This window comes from Kitasatospora sp. NPDC032150 (assembly GCF_055579945.1).
The window spans coordinates 47966-68340 of record NZ_JBVIMH010000025.1; the positions used below are offsets into that span (position 1 = coordinate 47966).

General features: G+C 70.8%; 15 protein-coding genes. 8 read left to right on the top strand and 7 right to left on the bottom strand.

All coding sequences use genetic code 11. From position 1 onward, the window contains the following. Positions 1–305 precede the first annotated feature (305 nt). The 3 genes from ACZ5ON_RS25870 to ACZ5ON_RS25880 form a co-directional block, all read right to left on the bottom strand. Entirely contained in the window at positions 306–3644 is a 3339-nt protein-coding gene (locus ACZ5ON_RS25870; RefSeq protein ID WP_465597280.1) for an AfsR/SARP family transcriptional regulator, read from the bottom strand. A gap of 265 nt (positions 3645–3909) precedes the next feature. Then, complete coding sequence (locus ACZ5ON_RS25875) at positions 3910–6660, bottom strand: ATP-binding protein (protein WP_465597283.1); 2751 nt, start codon at positions 6658–6660, stop codon at positions 3910–3912. A gap of 353 nt (positions 6661–7013) precedes the next feature. Then, positions 7014–7436: an endonuclease/exonuclease/phosphatase family protein gene (locus tag ACZ5ON_RS25880; RefSeq protein ID WP_465597286.1), complete on the bottom strand. Its 423-nt coding sequence runs from the start codon at positions 7434–7436 to the stop codon at positions 7014–7016. Positions 7437–7532: 96 nt separating this feature from the next. On the opposite strand from ACZ5ON_RS25880, the gene ACZ5ON_RS25885 reads away from it, so the two are divergent. The 3 genes from ACZ5ON_RS25885 to ACZ5ON_RS25895 all read left to right on the top strand — a co-directional run bounded on the left by ACZ5ON_RS25885 (position 7533) and on the right by ACZ5ON_RS25895 (position 11144). Next, positions 7533–7994: an SRPBCC family protein gene (locus ACZ5ON_RS25885; protein WP_465597289.1), complete on the top strand. Its 462-nt coding sequence runs from the start codon at positions 7533–7535 to the stop codon at positions 7992–7994. A gap of 280 nt (positions 7995–8274) precedes the next feature. Beyond that, positions 8275–9498 carry a cytochrome P450 gene (locus ACZ5ON_RS25890; protein WP_465597292.1) on the top strand — a complete coding sequence of 408 codons (1224 nt, stop codon included), beginning with the start codon at positions 8275–8277 and terminating at the stop codon, positions 9496–9498. Between the two features lie 623 nt (positions 9499–10121). Continuing rightward, positions 10122–11144: a lytic polysaccharide monooxygenase auxiliary activity family 9 protein gene (locus ACZ5ON_RS25895; protein ID WP_465597295.1), complete on the top strand. Its 1023-nt coding sequence runs from the start codon at positions 10122–10124 to the stop codon at positions 11142–11144. A 110-nt stretch (positions 11145–11254) separates the two neighbouring features. On the opposite strand, the gene ACZ5ON_RS25900 is transcribed toward ACZ5ON_RS25895, so the two are convergent. Continuing rightward, positions 11255–12658, bottom strand: a complete 1404-nt coding sequence (locus ACZ5ON_RS25900) for a sensor histidine kinase (protein WP_465597298.1) — start codon at positions 12656–12658, stop codon at positions 11255–11257. Continuing rightward, the gene (locus ACZ5ON_RS25905; protein ID WP_465597302.1) at positions 12655–13356 is read right to left on the bottom strand and encodes a response regulator transcription factor; all 702 of its coding nucleotides are present in this window, start codon (positions 13354–13356) and stop codon (positions 12655–12657) included. Before ACZ5ON_RS25905 ends, ACZ5ON_RS25900 begins: the two co-directional genes overlap by 4 nt. 1 nt (position 13357) lies before the next feature. On the opposite strand from ACZ5ON_RS25905, the gene ACZ5ON_RS25910 reads away from it, so the two are divergent. From ACZ5ON_RS25910 to ACZ5ON_RS25920, 3 genes are all read left to right on the top strand, one after another. Continuing rightward, positions 13358–13990, top strand: a complete 633-nt coding sequence (locus ACZ5ON_RS25910; protein ID WP_465597305.1) for a hypothetical protein — start codon at positions 13358–13360, stop codon at positions 13988–13990. A gap of 302 nt (positions 13991–14292) precedes the next feature. Then, positions 14293–15195 (top strand): hypothetical protein, encoded by a 903-nt coding sequence (locus ACZ5ON_RS25915; protein WP_465597308.1) that lies wholly within the window; start codon positions 14293–14295, stop codon positions 15193–15195. A gap of 249 nt (positions 15196–15444) precedes the next feature. After that, entirely contained in the window at positions 15445–16860 is a 1416-nt protein-coding gene (locus ACZ5ON_RS25920) for a ferredoxin reductase family protein (RefSeq protein WP_465597311.1), read from the top strand. A 497-nt stretch (positions 16861–17357) separates the two neighbouring features. Here the strand turns inward: ACZ5ON_RS25920 and ACZ5ON_RS25925 are convergent, their stop codons facing one another. Then, complete coding sequence (locus tag ACZ5ON_RS25925; RefSeq protein ID WP_465597314.1) at positions 17358–17561, bottom strand: DUF397 domain-containing protein; 204 nt, start codon at positions 17559–17561, stop codon at positions 17358–17360. Next, the gene (locus ACZ5ON_RS25930; RefSeq protein WP_465597317.1) at positions 17554–18342 is read right to left on the bottom strand and encodes a DUF5753 domain-containing protein; all 789 of its coding nucleotides are present in this window, start codon (positions 18340–18342) and stop codon (positions 17554–17556) included. Before ACZ5ON_RS25930 ends, ACZ5ON_RS25925 begins: the two co-directional genes overlap by 8 nt. Between ACZ5ON_RS25930 and ACZ5ON_RS25935 the strand changes: the two genes are divergently transcribed. Beyond that, positions 18244–19311 carry a serine hydrolase domain-containing protein gene (locus ACZ5ON_RS25935; protein WP_465597320.1) on the top strand — a complete coding sequence of 356 codons (1068 nt, stop codon included), beginning with the start codon at positions 18244–18246 and terminating at the stop codon, positions 19309–19311. The two genes, ACZ5ON_RS25930 and ACZ5ON_RS25935, sit on opposite strands and share 99 nt — an antisense overlap. 358 nt (positions 19312–19669) lie before the next feature. Continuing rightward, complete coding sequence (locus ACZ5ON_RS25940) at positions 19670–20272, top strand: TlpA family protein disulfide reductase (RefSeq protein WP_465597323.1); 603 nt, start codon at positions 19670–19672, stop codon at positions 20270–20272. The last annotated feature ends 103 nt before the right edge of the window (positions 20273–20375 follow it).

Below are 20375 nucleotides of genomic sequence, written 5' to 3' on the forward strand. Positions count from 1 at the left end.
TGCCCGTGCCCGGGGCCGCCTCGGAGGGCGCTGGCCCAGACTCGAACCAGACCAGGCGGCGGTTCGCAGCAGCTCTACCGCGGCCGACGGAAGATCACCGACCTGTTCGGTGTACCTCGCTCACGGCGTACGGGCACTTCGATCGGGCGAAGACCGTGCCGCGCCGACCGAAGAAGGCCGTTGCCGCGAAGTGCGACTGGCGACATGGCTTCGCGCCCCACATACCCGTCGCCCTTGATATCTGATCGGACGGCACACCCGGCAACGGCTCCAGTCAACCCCCGAAGGACTTCCAAGCTCGACCACTAAGACTCAGGACACTGGTTCATCGACGGGCCCTTGGGTTGTTGAGCTTGGCTGCCGAGCCGGTGGAGGATGGCGAGTGCCTCCTCCGGCTCTCCGATGCCGGCTAGGGCGTGAGCTTCCTGGAGGGGGGAGCCGACGGTCCTGGCGAGTTCGAGGGCCTTCGCGTGTTGGGCGCGGGCTTCCTCGGGGTTGCCGGTTTCGGTGAGGAGGTGGCCGAGGACATTGCGGGCCTGCGCCTCGCTACCGAGGTCGGGTATCTCACGGCAGAGTTCTGCGCACAGCCGCAGGCTCTCCGCCGCGTCGTCATACCGGCCCAGTGCACGCTGGGCGTCGCCCAGTTGTGCGAGTGCGCGGGCTTCGCCGGGGCGGAAGCCCAGTTCGCGGTAGGCGGATATGGCCTCGCTGAGGGTAGCGACGGCCGCGGCGTGGCGGCCGGTGGCATGTTCGATACCGCCCAGGTAGGCGAGGGCGTTGGTCGTCCCGCGCCGATTGCCGATCGAGTGCTGTAGCTCGCGCGCAGCGCGGATGGTGGCGGCAGCCTCCGAGTACCGACCGGTGGCCTGTTGGACCAGGCCCAGGCCAGTCAGTGCGTTGGCCTCACCCAGCCGGGAGCCGAGAGTACGGTTGAGCTCCAGCGCCTCACGGTGAATTGCCTCCGCTGATTCGTAGTTGCCCAGCAGGCGCTCGACGTTGCCGAGCACACTGAGCACGTTTCCGCGGCCGAAGTTGTTGTCCAGGCTCCCGTAGAGCTCCATCGCTTCACGGCAGTGGGCGACGGCGTCCACGTACGGGCCGGTCACTTCCCTGATGATGCCCAGACTGAAGAGGGCGTTCGCTTGGCCGAGCCGGTTGCCGAGGGCACGGCACAGCTCCAGGGCCGACTGGAGGTGCTCGACGGCCTCGGGGTGCTGCCCGGAGAGCTGGAGGCCATGGCCGAGGCTGATCAGGGTGTGCGACTCGCCGAGGCGGTCGCCCAGCTCTCGGTAGAACACCAGCGCGTCGTGGAGCAGCTCGGCCGCCTCGGTGTAGCGTCCGGCGAGGAACCGGGTGTGAGCGAGGCTGCTCAGCGCGTTCGCCTCGCCCCGGCGCTCTCCCAGCTCGCGGTACAGCTCCACGGCCTGGAGCAGGTCCCGCGACGATGGCTCCGCCTGCCCAGCGAGCACCCACATCACGCCCCGGTTGGTGAGTGAGTCGGCCTGGCCGAGCCGGTCGCCGGTGCGCAGCGCGGTGTCCAGGGCGATCTGGTGCAGGCCATGGGCCTGCTGCCAGTGGCCTTGGCTGCGGAGGAACTCGTGCATGGCGGCGGGTAGCCGGACCGCGTGCTGCGGTCGCCCGTGAGCTGCGGCGAACTCCACGGCGGCGTGCAGGTTGGCGCGTTCGGCCCGCAGCCACGTGATCGCGAGCGCCGGGGTGGACAGGTCGGGCCCGTTGACCAGCGGCTGAGTTGCTGCGGGGGTGTAGCGGGCGAGCTGGCGGTTGGCCGTGTTGGCGGCTGCCAGGTAATGGTCCAGCAGCCGCTCGGCAGCAGTCTCACGGGTTTTCGGCTCGTCGGCGTCGGCCAGCGTACGGGCGTGCTCGCGGATCAGGTCGTGCATCCGGTAGCGGCCGCGCACGGGTTCGTCGATCAGGTGGCGGTCCTCCAGCATCTCAAGCCGCCGCCGGGCAGTGTGAAGATCGGTGCCGTCCAGCGCGGCGGCGGCGTGTGCGTCGAGGTCGTCACCAGGGTTCAGGCCCAGCCGCCGGAACAGCCGCTGCAGATCGGGCGGGAGATTCCGGTAGGAGAGGTCGAAGGCGGCGGCAACCGAGGTCGTTTCAGCGCTGAGTGCATCCAGGCGGCCGGTGGCCGCGGTCAGGTCCGGGATCAGATCTGCGACCTCCCACGACGGATGGTGCCGCAGGCGACCCGCCGTGAGCTGGATGGCCAGTGGCAGGTACCCGCACAGGCGTACGATCTCGGCGACCGCTGGATCATCCGGCTGCAGACCCGCTCGACCGGCCTTGGCCGTGAAGAGTCGAGCCGCCTCCTGCGGAGGCAGAACGTTCAGCGTGATGGGTACGGCGTCCTCAAGACCCACCAGCCTGCGACGGCTCGTGATCATCACCAGGGTTCCGGGTGCGCCAGGGAGCAGCGGCTTGACCTGTTCGCTGCTGCAGGCGTCGTCGAACAACACCAGCATCCTCTTACTGGCGACCTGACTGCGCCACAGCCCGGCCCGCGCCGACGGGTCGGAGGGGATCTGCTGCGGTGCCACCCCGATGGCCAGCAGCAGGGTGGCCAGGGCGTCGGTCGGCTCGATGGCGAGCGTGCCCGGGGTATGAGCGTGCAGGGGCATGAAGATCTGGCCGTCGGGGAAGTCGGCGGCCAGACGGTGGGCGCAATGGATGGCGAAGGCGCTCTTGCCGACACCCGGCATGCCGTCAACGGCGTGGATCCCCACCACCTCACCCGCTGCGGCGCCGCTACGACATGTTGCCAGTACGAGGTCGAGTTCTTCGCGGCGTCCGGTGAATGACCGGATGTCCCGAGGCAGGGAGGCGCTCACCACAGGGGCTGTTCGGGATGACGCCTTCCGCGTGGGCCGTGATGATGGCGCTGCCCCGCTGCCGGGGGCCAGGATCTCCTGGTGGGCGTCCTGAGTGGCCCGGCTCGGATCGATGCCGAGTTCGTCGGCGAGAGCGCGGCGCAGGGCGCGGTAGACCTCCAGGGCTTGAGCGGTGCGGTCGGTGCGGTGGAGTGCGACCATCAGCTGTCGGTGGAATGCCTCCCGGTAGGGATGTTCCGCGGCCAGGGCCGCGAGATCGGTGCTGATTCCCTGATGCTCGCCAAGGTTCAGCTGGGCGTCGAAGTGCCATTCCAGCGTCTGCAGTCGGGTTTCAGTCCACTGTTCACGCAGGGCCCGCGCTTCGTGGAGGTCGGCCAGTTCGGCCAGCGGTTCTCCTCGCCACAGGTCAAGTGCCGCGGCTGTCTCGTGGCGGACGGCGTCCCAGTCTTCGCTCAGGATCGCGGTCCGGGCCTGGCCGACATGGCGTTCGAAGAGCTGGCAGTCCAGCTCGCCGTCGGCGACTTTCAGCAGGTAGCCCAGCGGCGTCATCGAGATCCGTTCGCCTGTGCCGTCGGCCAGCACGCGCCGAAGCCGTGCCACCAGGTTGTGCACAGCGGCGGCCCCCGAGGCCGGTGGGTTGTCGTTCCACAACGCGTCTTGCAACCGGTCCGTCGGGATGGGCTGGTTCGCCTGCAGGAGCAGCACCGCCAGCAACGAGCGGAGCTTCACGCCGCTCACGGTGATCTCTGCGGAGTCGTCACGGACGCTCAGCTGACCGAGCACACTGAACTGCACTGCGAACCCCCTGCTTGATCTCTGCGGCATGTTAGCTCTGTGACAGGTGCGCCGAAGATGATCCTTCCACCGGGCTGACACCAGCCCAGCACATGGCTTCGGCCGTGGGGTGGCAGCGCCACAGCACGTGCGGCCATCGCACTGCGGATACGGGGGTACCGCAGTGCGATGCGCCGCCGACTGGCCGAGGGCAGCGGCGAGGAGGACCTGACTGGTGTGATCGACCTTCTGGTGCACCGACCGGCCACCGCGGTGGAGTGCGGGCTCAGCCGGGGCGGTGCCGTGCACGCTGCTTCGACCGCGGGTGCGTGGCGGTCGGCGGAGCGAGGGGCGCCGTGAGCGCTCGGGGTGGGTCGGTGCGGAGATCGGTGGTCTCCCAGGCGGTGAGGCGGTCGGCGGCGGCCGGGGCTTCGGGGGCGCCGATGCGTCGGTAGATGGCGACGGCCTGCCGGAGGTCGGTGAGTGCGGTGTCGCGGTCGCCGAGGTGCGCGGAGCAGTGGGCGGTGCCTTCCAGGGCCCTGGCCTCGTCGAGGGGGCTGTGGATCTGGCGGGCGAGCCGCATGGCCTCCTGGTAGAGCGGCAGGGCTTCGCGCGGACCGGTGGTGTCCGCGACCAACGCGCCCAGGTTGGTGAGCAGTTCGGCCTGGCCGGGGCGGCTGCCGATGCTCTGGTAGATCGCCAGGGCCAGCTGGTAGAGATCGGCGGCGGCCGGGAAGTCCCCGGTCGCGTGCCGTACGCGGCCCAGGCCCTGGAGTGCGTCGGCTTCGCCCTGGCGGCTGCCGATGCTGCGGTAGATGGTCAGGGCTTGCTCGTGCAGTTCGGCGGCGGCCGGGAAGTCCCCGGTCGCGTGCCGCGCGCGGCCGAGGTTCCAGAGGATGATGGCCTCGCCCTGGCGGCTGCCGATGCTGCGGTAGATCGTCAGGGCTCGTTGGTGCAGCTTCGCGGCGGCCGGGTAGTCACCGGTCTCGTGCAGCACGTAGCCCAGGTCATGGAGGGCGCCTGCCTCGCCCCGACGGTCACCGCACGACCGGTACAGCGCCAGGACCCGCTCCATCAGCGAGATGGCTGCCGGGGAGTCGCCCGTCGAATGGCGCGCGCGGCCCAGATCGCACAGCGTTCGTGCTTCGGCGAGGCGGTCGCCGAGGTCCTGGAAGATCGCCAGGGCCAGCTCGTGCAGTTCGGCCGCCGCGTCGTAGTCCCCGGTCAGGACTCGGATGCGGCCGAGCTCGTGCAGGCCGGCCGCCTCGCCGCGGCGGTCGCCGATCTCCTGGTAGATGGCCAGCGCCCGCTCGTACAGTTCGGCCGAGGCGTGGTAGTCCCCGGTCGCGTGGTAGGTGCGGCCCAGGTCGCAGAGGGCCGCCGCCTCGCCGCCCTGGTCTCCCAGGGCGTGTGCGGCGGCCGCCGCGGACTGGTGCAGCCCGGCGGCCTGCGTCCAGGGGCCGTCCAGGAGCAGGACGGTGGCCAGGGCGGCGGTGAGCGCGACGGCGTGTGAGTGCCGGGCGTTGGCGGTGGCATGGGTGACGGCGGCGGTCAGATTGTCGCGGTCGGCGCGCATCCAGGTCAGGGCGGCGTCCCGGTCGGCCAGTTGCGGTGCGGTGACGGGCGCTGTGGGGAGTGCGGGCGATCCGGGTCTGGTGCGGCGGGCGAGATGGTGGTCGGCTCTTCGGGCGGTGTGCTGGTAGTAGTCCAGCAGCCGTTCCAGGGCCGCCTCGGATTCCTTCCTCCCGAGCCGGTCGCGCCGGGTGCGCGCGTAGAGGCCGACGAGGTCGTGGAAGCGGTAGCGACCCGGCGTGTGCTGGATGAGCAGGTTGTGGTCCAGCAGCGACTCCAGGAGGCGTTCGGCGGTGCGGTGGTCGGTGCCGGCCAGGTTGGCGGCGGCGAAGGGGTCGAAGTCCGGTCCGGGGATCTGGCCCAGGTGGAGGAAGAGCTGCTGTTCGGCGTCGGACAGGGCGGCGTAGGAGGAGTCGAAGACGGCCGTCAGATTGCGGTCCTCGTCCTGGAGGTGGTCCAGGCGGCGGTGTTCGTCCCGTAGTTGCTCGACCAGGTCCCCCACGCGCAGCGCGCGGTGGTGGCGCAGCCGGGCGCCGGTGATGCGGATGGCCAGGGGGAGGCGGGCGCAGAGGTCGACCAGGTCGGCGGTCGCCGGGTGGTCGGCGGGGATGCGGCCGGGGCCGGCGGCCTCGTGCAGCAGGGCGATGGCCTCGGGGCCGGGCAGGACGTCGAGCGCGAGGAGGTGTGCGTCGTCGAGGCCGGCCAGGTGCGTGCGGCTGGTGATCAGGACCAGGCAGCCGGGCATGCCGGGCAGCAGGGGACGGACCTGGGCGGCGTTGGCGGCGTTGTCCAGGAGGACCAGGGTGCGCGTCCCGGCGAGTCGGTCACGGTAGAACGCGGCGCGCTCGCCCGGGTCCCGGGGGATCTCCCGCGGAGGCACGCCGAGGGAGCGCAGCAGCAGGCCCAGGGCGTCCTCGGCGGTGAGCGGTGCGGTGCCGGGGGTGTGGCCGTGCAGGTCGATGAACAGCTGGCCGTCGGGGAAGTGGGCGCGAACCCGGTGGGCGGTGTGGACGGCCAACGCGGACTTTCCGACGCCTCCCATCCCGTCGATCGCGGAGACCACCACCATTTCCGCGTTGCTGCCGGCGGGTGCTCCTTCGGCCACCCGGAGCAGCTGCTCCAGCTCGCGCGTGCGACCGGTGAACAGCCGGGTGTCGTACGGCAGTTGGCAGGGTGCGGCGCGGTGCTGCGGTCGGCCTGCCGGTCTGCGGGTGTCGGCGGCCGGGGCGGCGGGGGCATCCGGCCCGCGGGCCGCCGCGATCAGCTGCTCCTGGTCGGCCGGTTCCAGGCCGAGACCCGCGGCGAGTCTGGACACGGAGGACAGCCGCGGGCTCCGCCGGCCGGCCTCCAGCACGCTGATCGCGTGCACGGACATGCCGGACCGCTCCGCAAGCTCCTCCTGTGTGAGACCGGCCCGCAACCGGTAGCGCCGGAGCGCTTCCCCGAACTGCCCAGGCATGTGCATCCCCCGCCGACAGTCGTCAGACACGGCCGGCGGCCCATGGTTACCGCGCCGTCGGTCAACCCACGACCGTAGAGCATCGCGGTGACGAAAGACCAGACGAATGCCAAGTCACCGCCGTGGGACCGGCGAGGGCGGTACTCGACGATGGTCCTCGTCCAGGAACGGCGTCCTTTCCGAGGATTGCTGCGGGGGACCTTCCGACGGGCCCCCGCAGCCCGCTCGGATGCAGGCACGGGGCTGGATCAGCGGCCACCCGCGGAGGTGCGGATGCCCTCCGCCGGCGGCCGGGGCCGTTCTCGGCTAAACCTGTTGGTTCACAGTGGAATTCGTCCTTGCGGATCGTCGCACGGGTGTCACGGGCGGAACCGCACGACCTGCGGGTCGTGGTCGCTCGCCTGGTCGGCGTACTCGGAGTTCACGTGCACGACCTGGTAGTCGTACTTGCGGACGGCGGGGGAGACCAGGATGTGGTCGAGCACCTGGGAGATGCCGTCGTAGACGTAGGTGTACTGCTGGTCCGCCGGCAGGGTGGTGATCAGGTCGGTGAGGATCCGCTCGCCGCTGCCGTCGGCGGTGCCGGTTGTCAACGCACGTAGAGCCGCGCTGAACTGGTAGTCGTTCAGGTCGCCGACCGCGACCACGTCGGCGTTCTTGTCCATCGCCTCGGCCTGAGACGCCCACCGGTTCGCGCGGTTCCGAGCCGACCCACCCCGACGGCACCTGAAGAGCGGTGTCCGCTCGCGCGGCAGCCGAGTCCACCGCAGCGTGACGCGCATCACCGCCGACGTCGTCACATTCCCGGGCGGTGTGCCGTCTACCTGCCGGGCGCGGCCGTCGTTCCGCGTCACCACCGGCCAGGAGGAGGAGCGAAGATGGAGACCTTGACCGTTCGACGCGTCATCGCGGCGCCGATCGCGGACGTGTTCGACTGGTGCGCCACGACCACCAACTACACCCGCTCCCCGCTCATCCTCAGGGCGCGACTGGCCCGACCGGGTGCGGGCGCGCCGTACGGAGTGGGCGCGGTCCGGCTGCACACCTGGGCGATCGGCTGGTTCCGCGAGCGGGTCACCAGCTACAACCCGCCGTACGACTTCGACTACACCGTCGAACGCAGCTTCCCGCCGTCCCGGCATGAGCTCGGCCGCATGACCTTCACCGAGGTCGCCGGGGGCACCGAAGTCATCTGGACGACCATCTTCCAGGTCTGCCTCCCCTTCGGCCCGGCCGTCACCCGCGTACTCGCCAAACCCGTCATCGCCCACACCTTCGGCAAGATCCTCGACGCCGCCGACGCCGCACTCACGGCCGGCCCGGCCGCCGATCACAAGTGATCGATTGAGCGGGGAGCGTGTGCGACCCGGCCACGCTGCGGCTGCGCGCCACGCTCCCGGGCCCGGCTGCCCGTCCGGGTGGAGCTATCTGCCCTCGTCCCCGGTGAGGCGCTGGACGCGATCGGCGCAGGACGCCCGGTGCGTGCCGGGCTGTTTCATGAGCGGTCACCCGTGAAACGCCGGGCGGTGTCTGCGGCATGGTCGGTGTCAGAGCCGTGTCAGCCCTGTGTCAGGCCCGTCGGCGAACGTGGCCGTAACAACCGCCGCGAAAGGAAATCCGATGAGTCAGACGGCTCCCGTCCCGCACGGCCTCCCCATGGAGCGCGATGCGGGCCCCTTCGACCCGCCCCGCCGGATCACCCGACTGCGCGAAGCCCGCCCCGTCAGTCCCATGGTCTTCCCCGACGGCCACGAGGGCTGGCTCGTCACCGGCTACGACGCGGTCCGCCAGCTCATGGCCGACACCCGGTTCAGCTCCCGCCAGGACATCGGCGTCATCCACGTGCCGTTCGAGGTGCCCGGCATGGCCGACATCACCGAACCGTCCCCGCAGGTACCGGGACTGTTCATCAGCATGGACCCGCCGGACCACACCCGGTTGCGGCGCAAGCTCACCGGCGCCTTCACCGTCAAGCGGATGAAGCAGCTCGAAGAGCACATCATCGGCATCGCCGAGCGGCAACTGGACGAACTGGCGCGCCTCACCCCGCCGGTCGACCTGGTCAAGGAGTTCGCGCTGCCGGTGCCCTCGCTGGTGATCTGCGAACTGCTCGGCGTGCCCTACGCGGACCGGGAGAACTTCCAGGCCAACACCGCCAAGTTCATGGTCAAGGACCAGCCGGTCGACGAGAAGATGGCCGCGTACGGCGCGATGATGACGTACCTCGCCGAACTGGTCACGAGCAAGCGCGCCGCCCCCGGTGATGACATCCTGTCCGACCTGGCCCGCGATGACGACCTCGGCATCGAGGAGCTGACCGGCATGGCCTTCCTGCTGCTGCTCGCGGGCCACGAAACCACTGCCAACATGCTGGCACTGGGCACCTTCGCGCTCCTGGAGCACCCCGAGCAGCTGGCCGAACTGCGCTCCAACCCGGATCTGCTGCCCGGTGCCGTCGAGGAACTCATGCGCTACCTGTCCGTCGTCGACGTCCTCTACCGCTACGCCACGGAGGACATCGAACTCGGCGGTGAGACGATCCGCGAGGGATCGACCGTCGTCGTCTCGATGCTGGCCGCCAACCGCGACCCCCGGCGCTTCGACAACCCCGACACCCTGGACATCCACCGCGAGGCCCGCGGTCACCTGTCCCTCGGCCACGGCATCCACCAGTGCCTCGGTCAGCAACTGGCCCGCATCGAGATGCGCGCCGGTTTCGACGGACTGCTGCGTCGCTTCCCGACCCTCAAGCTCGCCATCCCGGCCGACGAGGTGAAGCTCAGGACCGACATGAACATCTACGGCGTCCACGAGCTGCCGGTCACCTGGACGGAAACGGCCTGATGACCGAGCCGCAGCGCCCCGCACACCTTCCGGACCCCGTTCACCGGGCCTCGCGCGACGACCGCGAGCAGGTCGTGCCGGGCCAGGTCCCGATGAGCGGGCTGAGCCGGAGCGGTCCCGGCGGTTGAGGTTCCGTGGCGGAGGGGGAAGAGCCGGGCGCGACATCCTCGTCCAGGATGTCGCGCCCGCGCGGCCCGCTCCCGGACGAGGGCGGACGACGAAGGGCCGACCGTGCCGGACGGCCTCGGGGGACCTCTCGTCGAGCGTGGCGACCGGTGGTGTGGCGGAGGACCGCGAAGGCGCTCTCAGCGGCGCTCCGTAACCAGGGATGAAGCCACTTTTAAGAACTGCCAAAGAGCCCGACTTTCCAGCTCGGAGGGCATTTTCGACCCCCGCCGATGGCTAGCATGAAGAGCGTCGGAGTGGGGGATCCCGTCGCACAACGCGCAGGAAGCCCTCGGAGGCATCGAGCCCGTTGTCCGGGCCGCACTGGAAACCCGCGCTGGACGCCACCGCCGGACATCCGTTCCGGCGCCGGCGCCGCATCGCGCGACGACTGGTTCCGGGTTCGTGAGTTCGGGTCGCAAAGGAGAACTGTCATCAATTCACGACGCAACAAAGCCGTGATCGCCGTCTGCGGCACCCTGCCCCTGCTGTTCGTGGGCGCGGCCGCCGGCCCGGCCTACGCCCACGGGTCCATGCAGACTCCGGTCAGCCGGGTCTACGCCTGCTACCAGGAGGGCCCCGAGCATCCCAGCACCGCTGCGTGCCAGGCGGCCGTCGCGGCGTCCGGAACCCAGGGATTCTACGACTGGATGGGTGTCAGGATCGGGGACGCCGCCGGACGCCATCACGAGCTCATCCCGGACGGCAGGCTCTGCAGTGCGGGCAACGACGAGTACAAGGGTCTCGATCTGCCCCGCTCGGACTGGCCGGCGACCTCGCTCCCGGCAGGCGGGGGCAGCTACACGTTCAAGTACCGGGGGACGGCGCCGCACCGCGGCACCTTCCAGCTCTTCGTCACCAAGGACGGGTACGACCCGGCCAAGCCGTTGAAGTGGTCGGACCTGGAGGCGTCGCCCTTCTACACCGCAACCGACCCGGCCCTGGTGAACGGGTCGTACGAGATGACGGCCCGTCTGCCGAAGAAGGCCGGCCGTCACCTGATCTACGCGATCTGGCAGCGCTCGGACAGCCCGGAGGCCTTCTACTCCTGCTCCGACGTCGTCTTCGGCGGGGCCGGCCCGGCCACGGGCTCCGGCGGCTCGAACGGTCCGGGCGCATCCGGCGGTTCCACCGGTCCGGGCGCGTCCGGCGGCCCCACCGGCTCGGGAGGCTCGGGCACGCCGGGCGCCGTACCGAGCGGTGCCGCGACGCACGCGGCAACCGGTTCCGGGGCGAGCCATGGCGGCATGGACATGATCGGTACGGCGGTGTCGGCGACGGCCTCCGCCTCGCATAGCGGCTCGGGGCCGGCCGGCAGTGATGGCGGGAGCGATGCGGCCGACTCCTCACCGGACCAGCACCTGGCCTTCACCGGCGCATCGGATGTTCTGCCGCTGGCCGGCGGCGGGGTCGCGGTGCTGGGCGTGGGAGCGGCTGCTCTGGTGCTGACCCGGCGTCGCCGCAGCCACCGCCGGACCTGACCCCCGGTCCCGCCAGGCGGTCGGCCTCCTGCAGCGTCTTCGCGGTGCCCGTCCGCTGATTCCCCGTCGTCAGGGAGCGGCGGGCCGGCCCGACCGGCCGGTCGCACGGCTCAGCGGCGCGCCAACCGGCGCCACCACCGCGCCGGCGTCCGTTCGGGACGGCGTGCGACACGGCGGTGCGCGGCACGACTGTCGCCGGGCCGGCCCCCGGACTCCGGCCCGGGGGCCGGCCCGGACGGGAGCCAGACCCGCACCCCGGCTCCGCCGAGCACCGACCGCTCGATCCGCACACCGCCGCCGGCTCCCTCGGCCGTCCGGCGCAGGATGTCGAGCCCCAGCCCGGTGGAGCCCTGCTTACCGCTGCCGTGGCCGCGCAGCAGGGCGGCCCGGGGGGCTTCCATGCCAGGCCCGGCGTCGTCGACCAGGATGGTCGCGCGACCGTCGACCGAGCGCAGCGTCACCGAGAACGCGGTTCCCTCCTCGGTGTGCCGGAAGACGTTCCCGAGCGCGGCGTCGACGGCGGCGGCCAGTTCCGTTCGTGCCACCGGAACCCGCACGGGGGCGTCGGCACCGGAGAACTCCCAGCGGCGCCCCTGGTCCTCGGCCAGCGCCGACCAGAAGGCCATGCGCTCCGAGAGCACCTCGGCCGCGTCGCACTCGGCTGTCTCCTCACGCCTGCCGCCCGCCCGTGCGGTCCTGATGACCAGGTCCACCTCCTGCTCGAGCCATGCCACGGCGCCGCGGGTCTGGTCCGCGACCGGACCGGCTGCGAGCGCGGCCGCGTTGAGCCGGAGCGCCGTCAGCGGTGTGCGCAGCCGGTGCGAGAGATCTGCGGCGAACTCCCTTTCGGCAACGAGCATCTGACCCATCCGATCGGCCATCGCGTTGAACGCGAGGCCCACCTCGCGGAGTTCGTACGGTCCCTGGGCGTCCACCCGCACGCCGAGATCCCCGCCGCCGAGCGTGCGGGCGACCCCGGCCAAGTGGCGCGTCGCACTCACCAGTCGGGCCGCGAGCCGGTCGGCCACCAGGGAGGAGATGGCGACCAGTACGACGGCGACACCGCCCAGCACGAGCCAGACCGTACCCAGCCCGCGCCTGAGATCGCCGTCGAGCAGGTAGACCTCGACCACGGCGATGCCGCCGTTGTCGAGCACGACGGGCTGGAGCACGGAGTACCCGCCCGAGACCTGCGCGGTGTAGGCACGCCCCTGCCGGGCCGCCGCGCCGAGCTGCTCGCCGCTCGCGTGTGCCGGGCCGATCACCGCACCGGAAGGCAGGTGCACCGCGATCCGCCCGGCGGCACCCACCGGCGTGCTCGCCAACGCCCGTGCCAGCAGTGCGCGGTCCGTGGTGACCACGAGGACGGGTTCGATCGCGGTGGCCTGGCGTTCGGCCTCGGTGAACGCCCGGTCGCGGGCGTACTCACGGACCGTCAGGGCCAGCGGGATCAGGAACGCGAGCGCGACCATGGTGGCGACGGCGATCGCGAACCGGGCCAGTGCCCCTCTCACGACCGGGAGCCGGACGGCTCACCCATCGGGGCCTCGAGCCTCACCCCGACGCCGCGCACGGTGTGGAGATAGCGCGGCGCCGCGGCGCGTTCGCCGAGCTTCCGGCGCAGCCACGACAGATGCACGTCGATGGTCTGGTCCTCCCCGTAGGGCTGCTGCCAGACCTGGGCCAGCAGTTCACGGCGGGTCACCACCTCGCCGGGCCGTCCCGCAAGACAGGCGAGCAGGTCGAACTCCCGGCGCGCGAGATCCAGCGGCACCCCGTCGAGGGTCGCCTCCCGCCGGCGCAGGTCGACCCGCAGCCCACCCACGACCAGCACCTCGGATCGGCCGCCGGAACCCGACCGGCGCAGCAGGGCGGCGAGCCGGGCGTTGAGGTACTCCCCGGAGAAGGGTTTGGTCACGTAGTCGTCGGCGCCCTCGTGGAGCAGCCGGACGATCTCCGCCTCCTCGTCACGTGCGGTGGCGATCATGACCGGGACGTCGGACACTCCCCGCATCATCTTCAGGGCCTCGGCACCGTCGAGGTCGGGCAGGCCGAGGTCGAGTATGACGACGTCCGGTGGGTGCCGGGCGACTTCCCGAAGGGCCTCCAAAGCCGTACCGACGCTGCGAACGGTGTGTGAGGCATTCGTCAGGTCGCGAATAACGGCCCATTTGACGAAGGGATCGTCCTCGACCAGGAGCACACTTGCCATAATGCCCCCCACCGTACGCCACCGGTTCCGCGATTCGCCACTGTTGGGCTGCCACCGGACCTTCGGGCAATATTGGGCCGTGCGCTTTCGGACCCTCGCGGCGGCATGGCTCACCGCCACCATCGCAGCAGCAGCAGTGTCCTGGTTCGGTGTCAGCACGGCACTGCAGGTGGCCCTCTTCGGTGCTCCGCGGGTCGTGCTGATTCCGGACCAGGCCGACATCTCCACGACCTCTCCCACGCCAGCGGCTTCGCCGACCCGATCTCCGCAGGCACAGGGCAGTCCGTCCGGCGCGGTTTCCGTCACGGCGTCAGCGCCGGTGTCCCCGGCCGCGCCGGCCACCAGGACGCCGGCCCCTGCGGCGTCCCCCGGCGCGACGGCCACGACGGTCCCGGCCGCGACGGGCGACGGGTCGGGAGCCCGCGGCTACACGGTTCACGGCGGCCAGGTCACACTGGCCATCGGCTCCGACTCGGCCTCCCTCGTCTCGGCCACGCCCGCCTCCGGATACGCGGTGAAGGTGTGGCGGGCGCCGGGCTGGCTGCGGGTGGACTTCACCGGAAGCGGCGGCACCTCCTCGGTCTTCGCCACATGGAACGGGCACCCGCCGATGGTGCAGACCTACGAGTCCTGACCGCGCGCCGCATACCCGGCGGACGGATATCCGATGCGTCCGGCTGCGCTCGCGGCGGGAACGATAACCCTTCCTTACACCTTTCTTAATCCTCCGTGTTTTCCTTCGGAATGGAAGCTGGCTAGGGTCGAGGGCAGCCGGTCGGGGAAAGACCGGCTCTCCCCGAACGCCGCCTCCGGTGCCGCTGACCGACGGCCGTGGTTTTCCGATGCGGGGCGATGCGTACGAGCTCCTTCTTCGACAGGCCGGAATCATGCCGGCCGATTTCTCGTGTGCCGAACGGAACCAGGACAGGAGAAGCCTTGCACATCGAAAACAGCACCGGGATCACCGTGCAGTCCGGACACCTGCTGGAACGGGTGATCCCGCGTCTCGTCATCTCCTCCGCGCGCGAGGTCCGGCTGCGCCATCGCGCGTCCGCGCCGGGGGAGGTGGTGACCGGCGGGTATGCCGAGCCTGCGGAAGAGGGATGGGCGCAGCACGGCTCCGACCACCCGCGTCCACGGCCGGGTCTGCCCGAACGCGCCGGCCAGGCGGGGTCGTCCGCGTCCGCGCACCCCGTACGGGAACCGACGGCAGACCCTCAGGCCGCCCCGTACCAGACCCGGTGGATCGGGGGCGCCATCGGCGAACTCTGCCGGGCCCTCGACAGCGCCCGAGCGGACGCCGTCCGGCTTCAGGGGCTGCTCGCGGCGGCCGAGACGGACCTCGACGCGGCACGCCGGGAGGCGGCGGACACCTCCCGGCAGAACGACGAGCTGCGCGACCGGCTCCGGTCGGCGGACGCCGAGCGGCGCCAGGCACTGGACGCCGCCGAGCAGGCGGAGGCGATGCGGGTCGCGGCGGAACGTGGGCGGGCGGAGGCCGAGACCCGGGCAGCGCTGGTGTCCGCGCACGCGGGCCAGGCCGAGCAGCGGGTCAAGGAAGCGCTCGCGCAGGCCCAGCAGACGGAGATCGCTCGGGACGCGGCCCGGGCCGACGCCGCCAGGTGCCAGCAGGAGGCGCTTGGAATGGGACGCGCCGTCGACGAACTCCGCGGCTTCGTGGCACGCATCACTGCGGAACGCGATGCCGCCCGCACGGAGGCGGAACGTGCGCGACGCCAGATCGACGAGTGGACCGCCCATGTCCTGGACGCGCTGCTCGTGGAACGGGACGCGGCTCGTGCGGAGGCGGAACGGGTGACCCGCCAGATCGGCGGGTAGCCGGCACCCTCCGGCGGACTCCGCCGGGCACCCCGCGCCGCACCCCGCACGCGACAGGTGAACCAGTGCGACCGGACCGTGCTCCGGACTCTCACCGAGGCGCCAATTCGCCATCGGGCAGCTCGGCTTCACCCAAACACCTTCGAGCGCGCGGCTGCCGCGCCTCCCGCGCACCTCGGGACCCGCCGCCGGAACGACGGCTCCTCCACCCAAATGACCATCCCTCCCTCCAGCACAGGGTGCACCAGCATGAGCGTTCTCGGTGACGTCACGTCACCTGCGTCGACCCGGCGAACCCGGTCGGCCGCGCACCTACGCGCGGCCCGGCACCGGGCTCCGTCCACGGTCGCCGACAGCCGACCCCGCCTGCGTCCCGGGACACTGCTCCGCGGTCTCCTCGCGGGCGGGTGCGCGACCACACTGCTATGGCTGGTCCAGGTCGTGCCGTCCGCCCGGCTCGACGCGCTACTGGCGACCGCCGCCCATCTCACCGGGCTCCTCGCCGGATACGGCATGCTGGTGATGCTGCTACTGATGGCGCGGATACCGGCGATCGAGCACGGTGTGGGTGCCGACGTACTGGCCCGGTGGCACGCGCGCGGAGGGCGTTACGTCCTCACCCTCACCGGGGCGCACGCCCTGCTCGCGCTGATGGGTTTCGCGGCCTACTCCGGCCGCGACGTCGTGAGTGCCGTCAGGGCGGTGCTCGGCTATCCCGCGCTCGCCGAGGCCGCCGCGGGAACGCTCCTGCTGGGCGTCGTCGGCGTGGTCTCCGCAACGGCCGTACGGCACCGCGTCCGGCACGAGACCTGGCGGGCCGTCCACCTGCTGACCTACCTGGTGGCCGGCCTGGCCTTCGCCCACGAGGTGGCCGGTCCCGACCTCGCCGGCGTGCCGGTACTCGCCTGGCTGTGGTCACTGCTGTACGCCCAGATCGCCGTGCTCGTGGTCTGGTACCGATGCGTGGTCCCGATCCGGCAAGTGCTGCGCCACCGCCTGCGCGTGGTGGAAGTACGGACCGAGGGCCCGGGCGTGGTGTCGGTGGTGATCGCCGGTGAACGACTGGAGGAACTCCAGGCCCAGGCGGGCCAGTTCTTCCGGTGGCGCTTCCTCACCCGCAGGCTGTGGTCCACCGCCCTGCCGTTCTCGCTCTCCGCCGTGCCGCGGGGCGGCACCATGCGCATCACCGTCAAGGCGCTGGGCGACCACACGCGTCGGGTACGGCGCCTGCGTCCGGGTGTGCGGGTCATGGCCACCGGGCCGTTCGGATCGATGACCGCGCACCGGCGCACCCGTCGAAAGGTCCTGCTCCTGGCCGGCGGCGTCGGCATCACCCCCATGCGGGCGCTCTTCGAGACGCTGCCGGGGGGACCGGGGGACATCGTGCTCTTCTACCGCGCCAACAGTCCCGAGCACCTGGTGCTGCGTCACGAGCTGGAGTCGATCGCGAGCGTCCGGCAGGCCGGACTGCACTACCTGCTGGGATCGTCGCAGGGAGAGCGCAATCCACTGGCTCCCGCGCTGCTGCTCAGGCTGCTGCCGGACCTGGCCGAGCGGGACGTGTACCTGTGCGGTCCGCCGGGAATGACGACCGCCGCCATCAAGGCGCTGGAGGAAGCCGGCGTCCCGCGAAGAAGGATCCACTGCGAGACTTTCGCGTTCTGATCCCCGTCCCACCCGCAACGAACGGCCGGGCCGCCAGGATCGACGCGGCCCGCACCCTGCGACATCCGAAGGAATCACATCTCACCGTGACCGTGATCCCGCTCCGCCCCTCTCCCGTTCCCGTGACCCGGTGGCATCGCCTGGGCGCCGCGGTCGGCCTGGCCTGTGCAGGACTGCTGGTGGGTTCGCTGCTGTCCGCCACGGTGCGGCCGACGGCTCCACCGCCGCCGGACCGGGCCGCAGGGCATTCGCACAGCTCTGCCCCGACCGCTCGCTCCTGAGCCGGCCCGGCTTTCCGCGGGGCGCCGTGCACGCCTGGTACCCCGCGGAGGGTGCCTGTTCGAAAGGGCGGCGGCGCGGTGGAGAGAAGCGGCTCAACACGTCCTCGGAGTCGGCTGCGCACCCTTGATGGCCCTCTCCGCCTGCTCACCCGAGGAGTGGGCCACCGCAGCGAATCCTTGAAGTGGCCCCGCTCAGCTGAGCGGGGCCACTTCAGGTCAGCCGGCGAAGTCGGCGTGGTGGTCGAACTCGCCGTCCTTGACGCCCTGGAGGAACTTGGCGAACTTCAGGGGGGTGGTGCGGACGATGACCTCACCGTCGTCGGACTCGCGGAGTTCCACCAACCCGTTGACCGTGCGTACCTCGACGCAGTTGTTATTCGCAGCGCTGTAGCTGGACTTCTGCCACTCGAAGCTAGTCATGCCCGTCCTTCATTTCTTTCATGATGCAGTGGATGAAGTCTCGTGACTCGTCTTCTGGTAGAGCGACGGCTGCGATGCGCTCAAGGATCGCGCGGTAGCTTGCCAGATGAGCTGGGGAGTCGAAGAGAAGCGAGCCATGAGACGAGTCAGCTTGAACCGTGTCCAGCTCTGGCACTGGCCCCGCGGCATAGGTGAGATTCTCGCTGGGACCGGGGAAGTCGACGGTGTCGAACGGCACGACTCGTACGGAGATTCCTGGGTGTTCGGAGTCCTCGACGAGGCAGCCGAGTTGTTCGCTGAGCACTCCCGGCCCGCCGTACTGAATGCGTAGCGCTGCCTCGTGGATGAACGCCAAGTATGGCGTTTCACCAGACCGGACGACCTGCTGTCTCCGTAGGCGGAACGTCGTCCTGAGGCCAACCTCATGCTGGGGAAGGGGGGTCTTGTCGGGGGTGTTCCCTGATGAGTCGCGCCGTGGGCGTGCGGCACCGTCGTGGGCATGACTTCCACGCCCTGTTCTTCCAGTACCGAGACGACCACGACCGAGGCCCGGCGCAGGCGGGTACCGGTGGCGACGCTCACCTGCGCGGTTCTCGCCGCGGTGGCGCTGGGCACGGCCGTCCCGGCGATGGCGGCTCCTGCCGCGCGGCCCGCGGCGGCTGCCGAACGCGCCGGTGGCCAGTTGCCGGGTCTGGACCCGCAGATCCTGCAGCGGGCGCTCTCGAGTGCTCCTGACCGGGTCACGGGGGTACTGGCGCGGGTGAGCGGTCCGGACGGCCATTGGGCCGGCACGTCCGGTACCGGTGACATTGCGACCGGGGCCCCGGTTCCGGTCGACGGTCGGTTCCGGCTCGGCAGCGTCACCAAGACCTTCATCGCCACCGTGGTGCTCCAGCTTGCCGCCGAAAACCGCGTCGACCTCGATCAGCCCGTTCAGCGGTACCTGCCGAACGTACTGCCCGACGGCTACCCGCCGATCCCGGTCCGCACCCTGCTCAACTTCACCAGCAGCCTTCCCGAACTGACACCGGACGACTTGCCCACCACCCCGGACGGCATCGTCGAGCACCGCTTCGACGACCACCCGCTGGCGGAACTGGTCGCAAAAGCGGTCCGCCACGACCGCCCCTTCCAGGACCCCGGCAAAATGCAGGTCTACGGAGCCACCGGCTACTACGTCGCCGCCATGCTCGTCGAGAACCTCACCGGACACACCTACCAGCAGGAGATCACCAACCGGATCCTGCTGCCGCTGCACCTGCGCGACACCACCGCTCCGGAAACCGACACCACCATCCCCGGCCCCCACGCCCACGGCTACATCGCAGTGCCCCGGCCGGACGGCGGAACGCGGCTGGTCGATATCACCGAACAGAACCCGGGCGCCGGCGGTATGATCTCCACCACGGCCGACCTCGACCGCTTCCTGACCGCCCTCTTCCGAGGACGGCTCCTGCCGCCGACCGAGCAGGCGGAACTGTTCACCGTCCCCGACGTCCCCTACCTCGGCGGCACCGACAACGACCCGGGTCACGGCCGCGCCTACTACGGCGCCGGACTGATGCGCGCGACCCTGCCCGACGGAGTGACCGTGTGGGGCAAGACCGGAAGCACCTTCGGCTACACCGACGGTATGTTCACCACCCGCGACCTGCGTCGGCGCCTGGTGTACTCCTTCAACCCCACCAACGGCGGAGGAAACGACCTCGCCTTGGTCAACCGGATCCTCTCCGCGACCTTCGCCCCATGAGAAGAGACACGGCACACGACCGGCGAGGCGACGACGCTTGATCTCGCGCCGACATTGAGACCGACTGCCGTGCCGCCGAGCCGAGTTGGGGGATCGGCTCGGCCGTGCGGCGCGGCGCGGTCAGACGGGTATGCCTCGGGCCGGATCCCAGTGTTCAGGCGCCACTACGGGTTCGGACAGGGCTTCGGGGCAGGGCGGCGGGGGCGGCGGGGCCGCGGTGCACTCATCTGGCCCGGGCATCCTGAGCGTTGCGATGACGCCGAGGGCCACGATGGCGAGCGCCAGTGCGAGGAGGACCGCGAGGGCCGCGCCGACCGGGAAGTCGGCGGTACCTGCACCTCCATGCGAAGCTCGTACCATGTCTGGCACGAAGCGCTCTCGTACCCATCTTGCTGCGGCGACCATCGTCGCCGCGTTCGTTCTCGCTGGCTGCTCGTCCGGGTCGTCTGCCAGGAGTGGCAACCAGACCGGCTTCGTCTCCTCCAAGGGCAGCAGAATCTCGACCGCTGCTCCCGGCCATCGCCAGGATGCACCGGATGTCTCGGGCACCACCTTGGATGGTCACTCAACAAAGCTGTCCGACTACCGAGGCAAGGTGGTCGTGCTGAACATCTGGGGCTCCTGGTGCGACCCCTGCCGCGGCGAGGCGAAGGGGCTGGAGGCGGTGTGGGAGAAGTACCAGAGTCAGAGCGTCCAGTTCCTCGGTATCAACACCAGGGACGTCGACCGGGCCAACGCCGTCGCGTTCGAGACGAACAAGGGCGTCACATTCCCCAGCATCTACGATCCGGATGGCACCCAGATCCTCAAGTTCCCCAAGGGAAGCCTCAATCCGCAGTTCATCCCGACCACCATCGTGATAGACCGCGACGGCAAACTGGCCACCCGAGCGTTCGGCGCGCAGAGCGCCGACGTCATTGAGTCCATGCTCCAGCCAGTCCTCGCGGAGCAGAACCACTGAGCGCTTCCAGGGCGAAGCATTGCGCAGGGACGTACCCCAAGGGCGCGGCCGTCGGGTCCGGCCGGGCTCCGATGGCCGCGTCCGCCCGTCCTGAGCGGCCGTG

Excerpts from the sequence above, each read along its gene's own strand:
- ACZ5ON_RS25875 (WP_465597283.1), bottom strand. The coding sequence starts at position 6,660 with ATGCACATGCCTGGGCAGTTCGGGGAAGCGCTCCGGCGCTACCGGTTG.
- ACZ5ON_RS25880 (WP_465597286.1), bottom strand. The coding sequence starts at position 7,436 with ATGCGCGTCACGCTGCGGTGGACTCGGCTGCCGCGCGAGCGGACACCG.
- ACZ5ON_RS25885 (WP_465597289.1), top strand. The coding sequence starts at position 7,533 with ATGGAGACCTTGACCGTTCGACGCGTCATCGCGGCGCCGATCGCGGAC.
- ACZ5ON_RS25890 (WP_465597292.1), top strand. The coding sequence starts at position 8,275 with ATGAGTCAGACGGCTCCCGTCCCGCACGGCCTCCCCATGGAGCGCGAT.
- ACZ5ON_RS25905 (WP_465597302.1), bottom strand. The coding sequence starts at position 13,356 with ATGGCAAGTGTGCTCCTGGTCGAGGACGATCCCTTCGTCAAATGGGCC.
- ACZ5ON_RS25910 (WP_465597305.1), top strand. The coding sequence starts at position 13,358 with ATGCCCCCCACCGTACGCCACCGGTTCCGCGATTCGCCACTGTTGGGC.
- ACZ5ON_RS25920 (WP_465597311.1), top strand. The coding sequence starts at position 15,445 with ATGAGCGTTCTCGGTGACGTCACGTCACCTGCGTCGACCCGGCGAACC.
- ACZ5ON_RS25925 (WP_465597314.1), bottom strand. The coding sequence starts at position 17,561 with ATGACTAGCTTCGAGTGGCAGAAGTCCAGCTACAGCGCTGCGAATAAC.
- ACZ5ON_RS25930 (WP_465597317.1), bottom strand. The coding sequence starts at position 18,342 with ATGGCCGTCCGGACCGCTCACCCGCGCCAGTACCCCCGTGACCCGGTC.
- ACZ5ON_RS25940 (WP_465597323.1), top strand. The coding sequence starts at position 19,670 with ATGTCTGGCACGAAGCGCTCTCGTACCCATCTTGCTGCGGCGACCATC.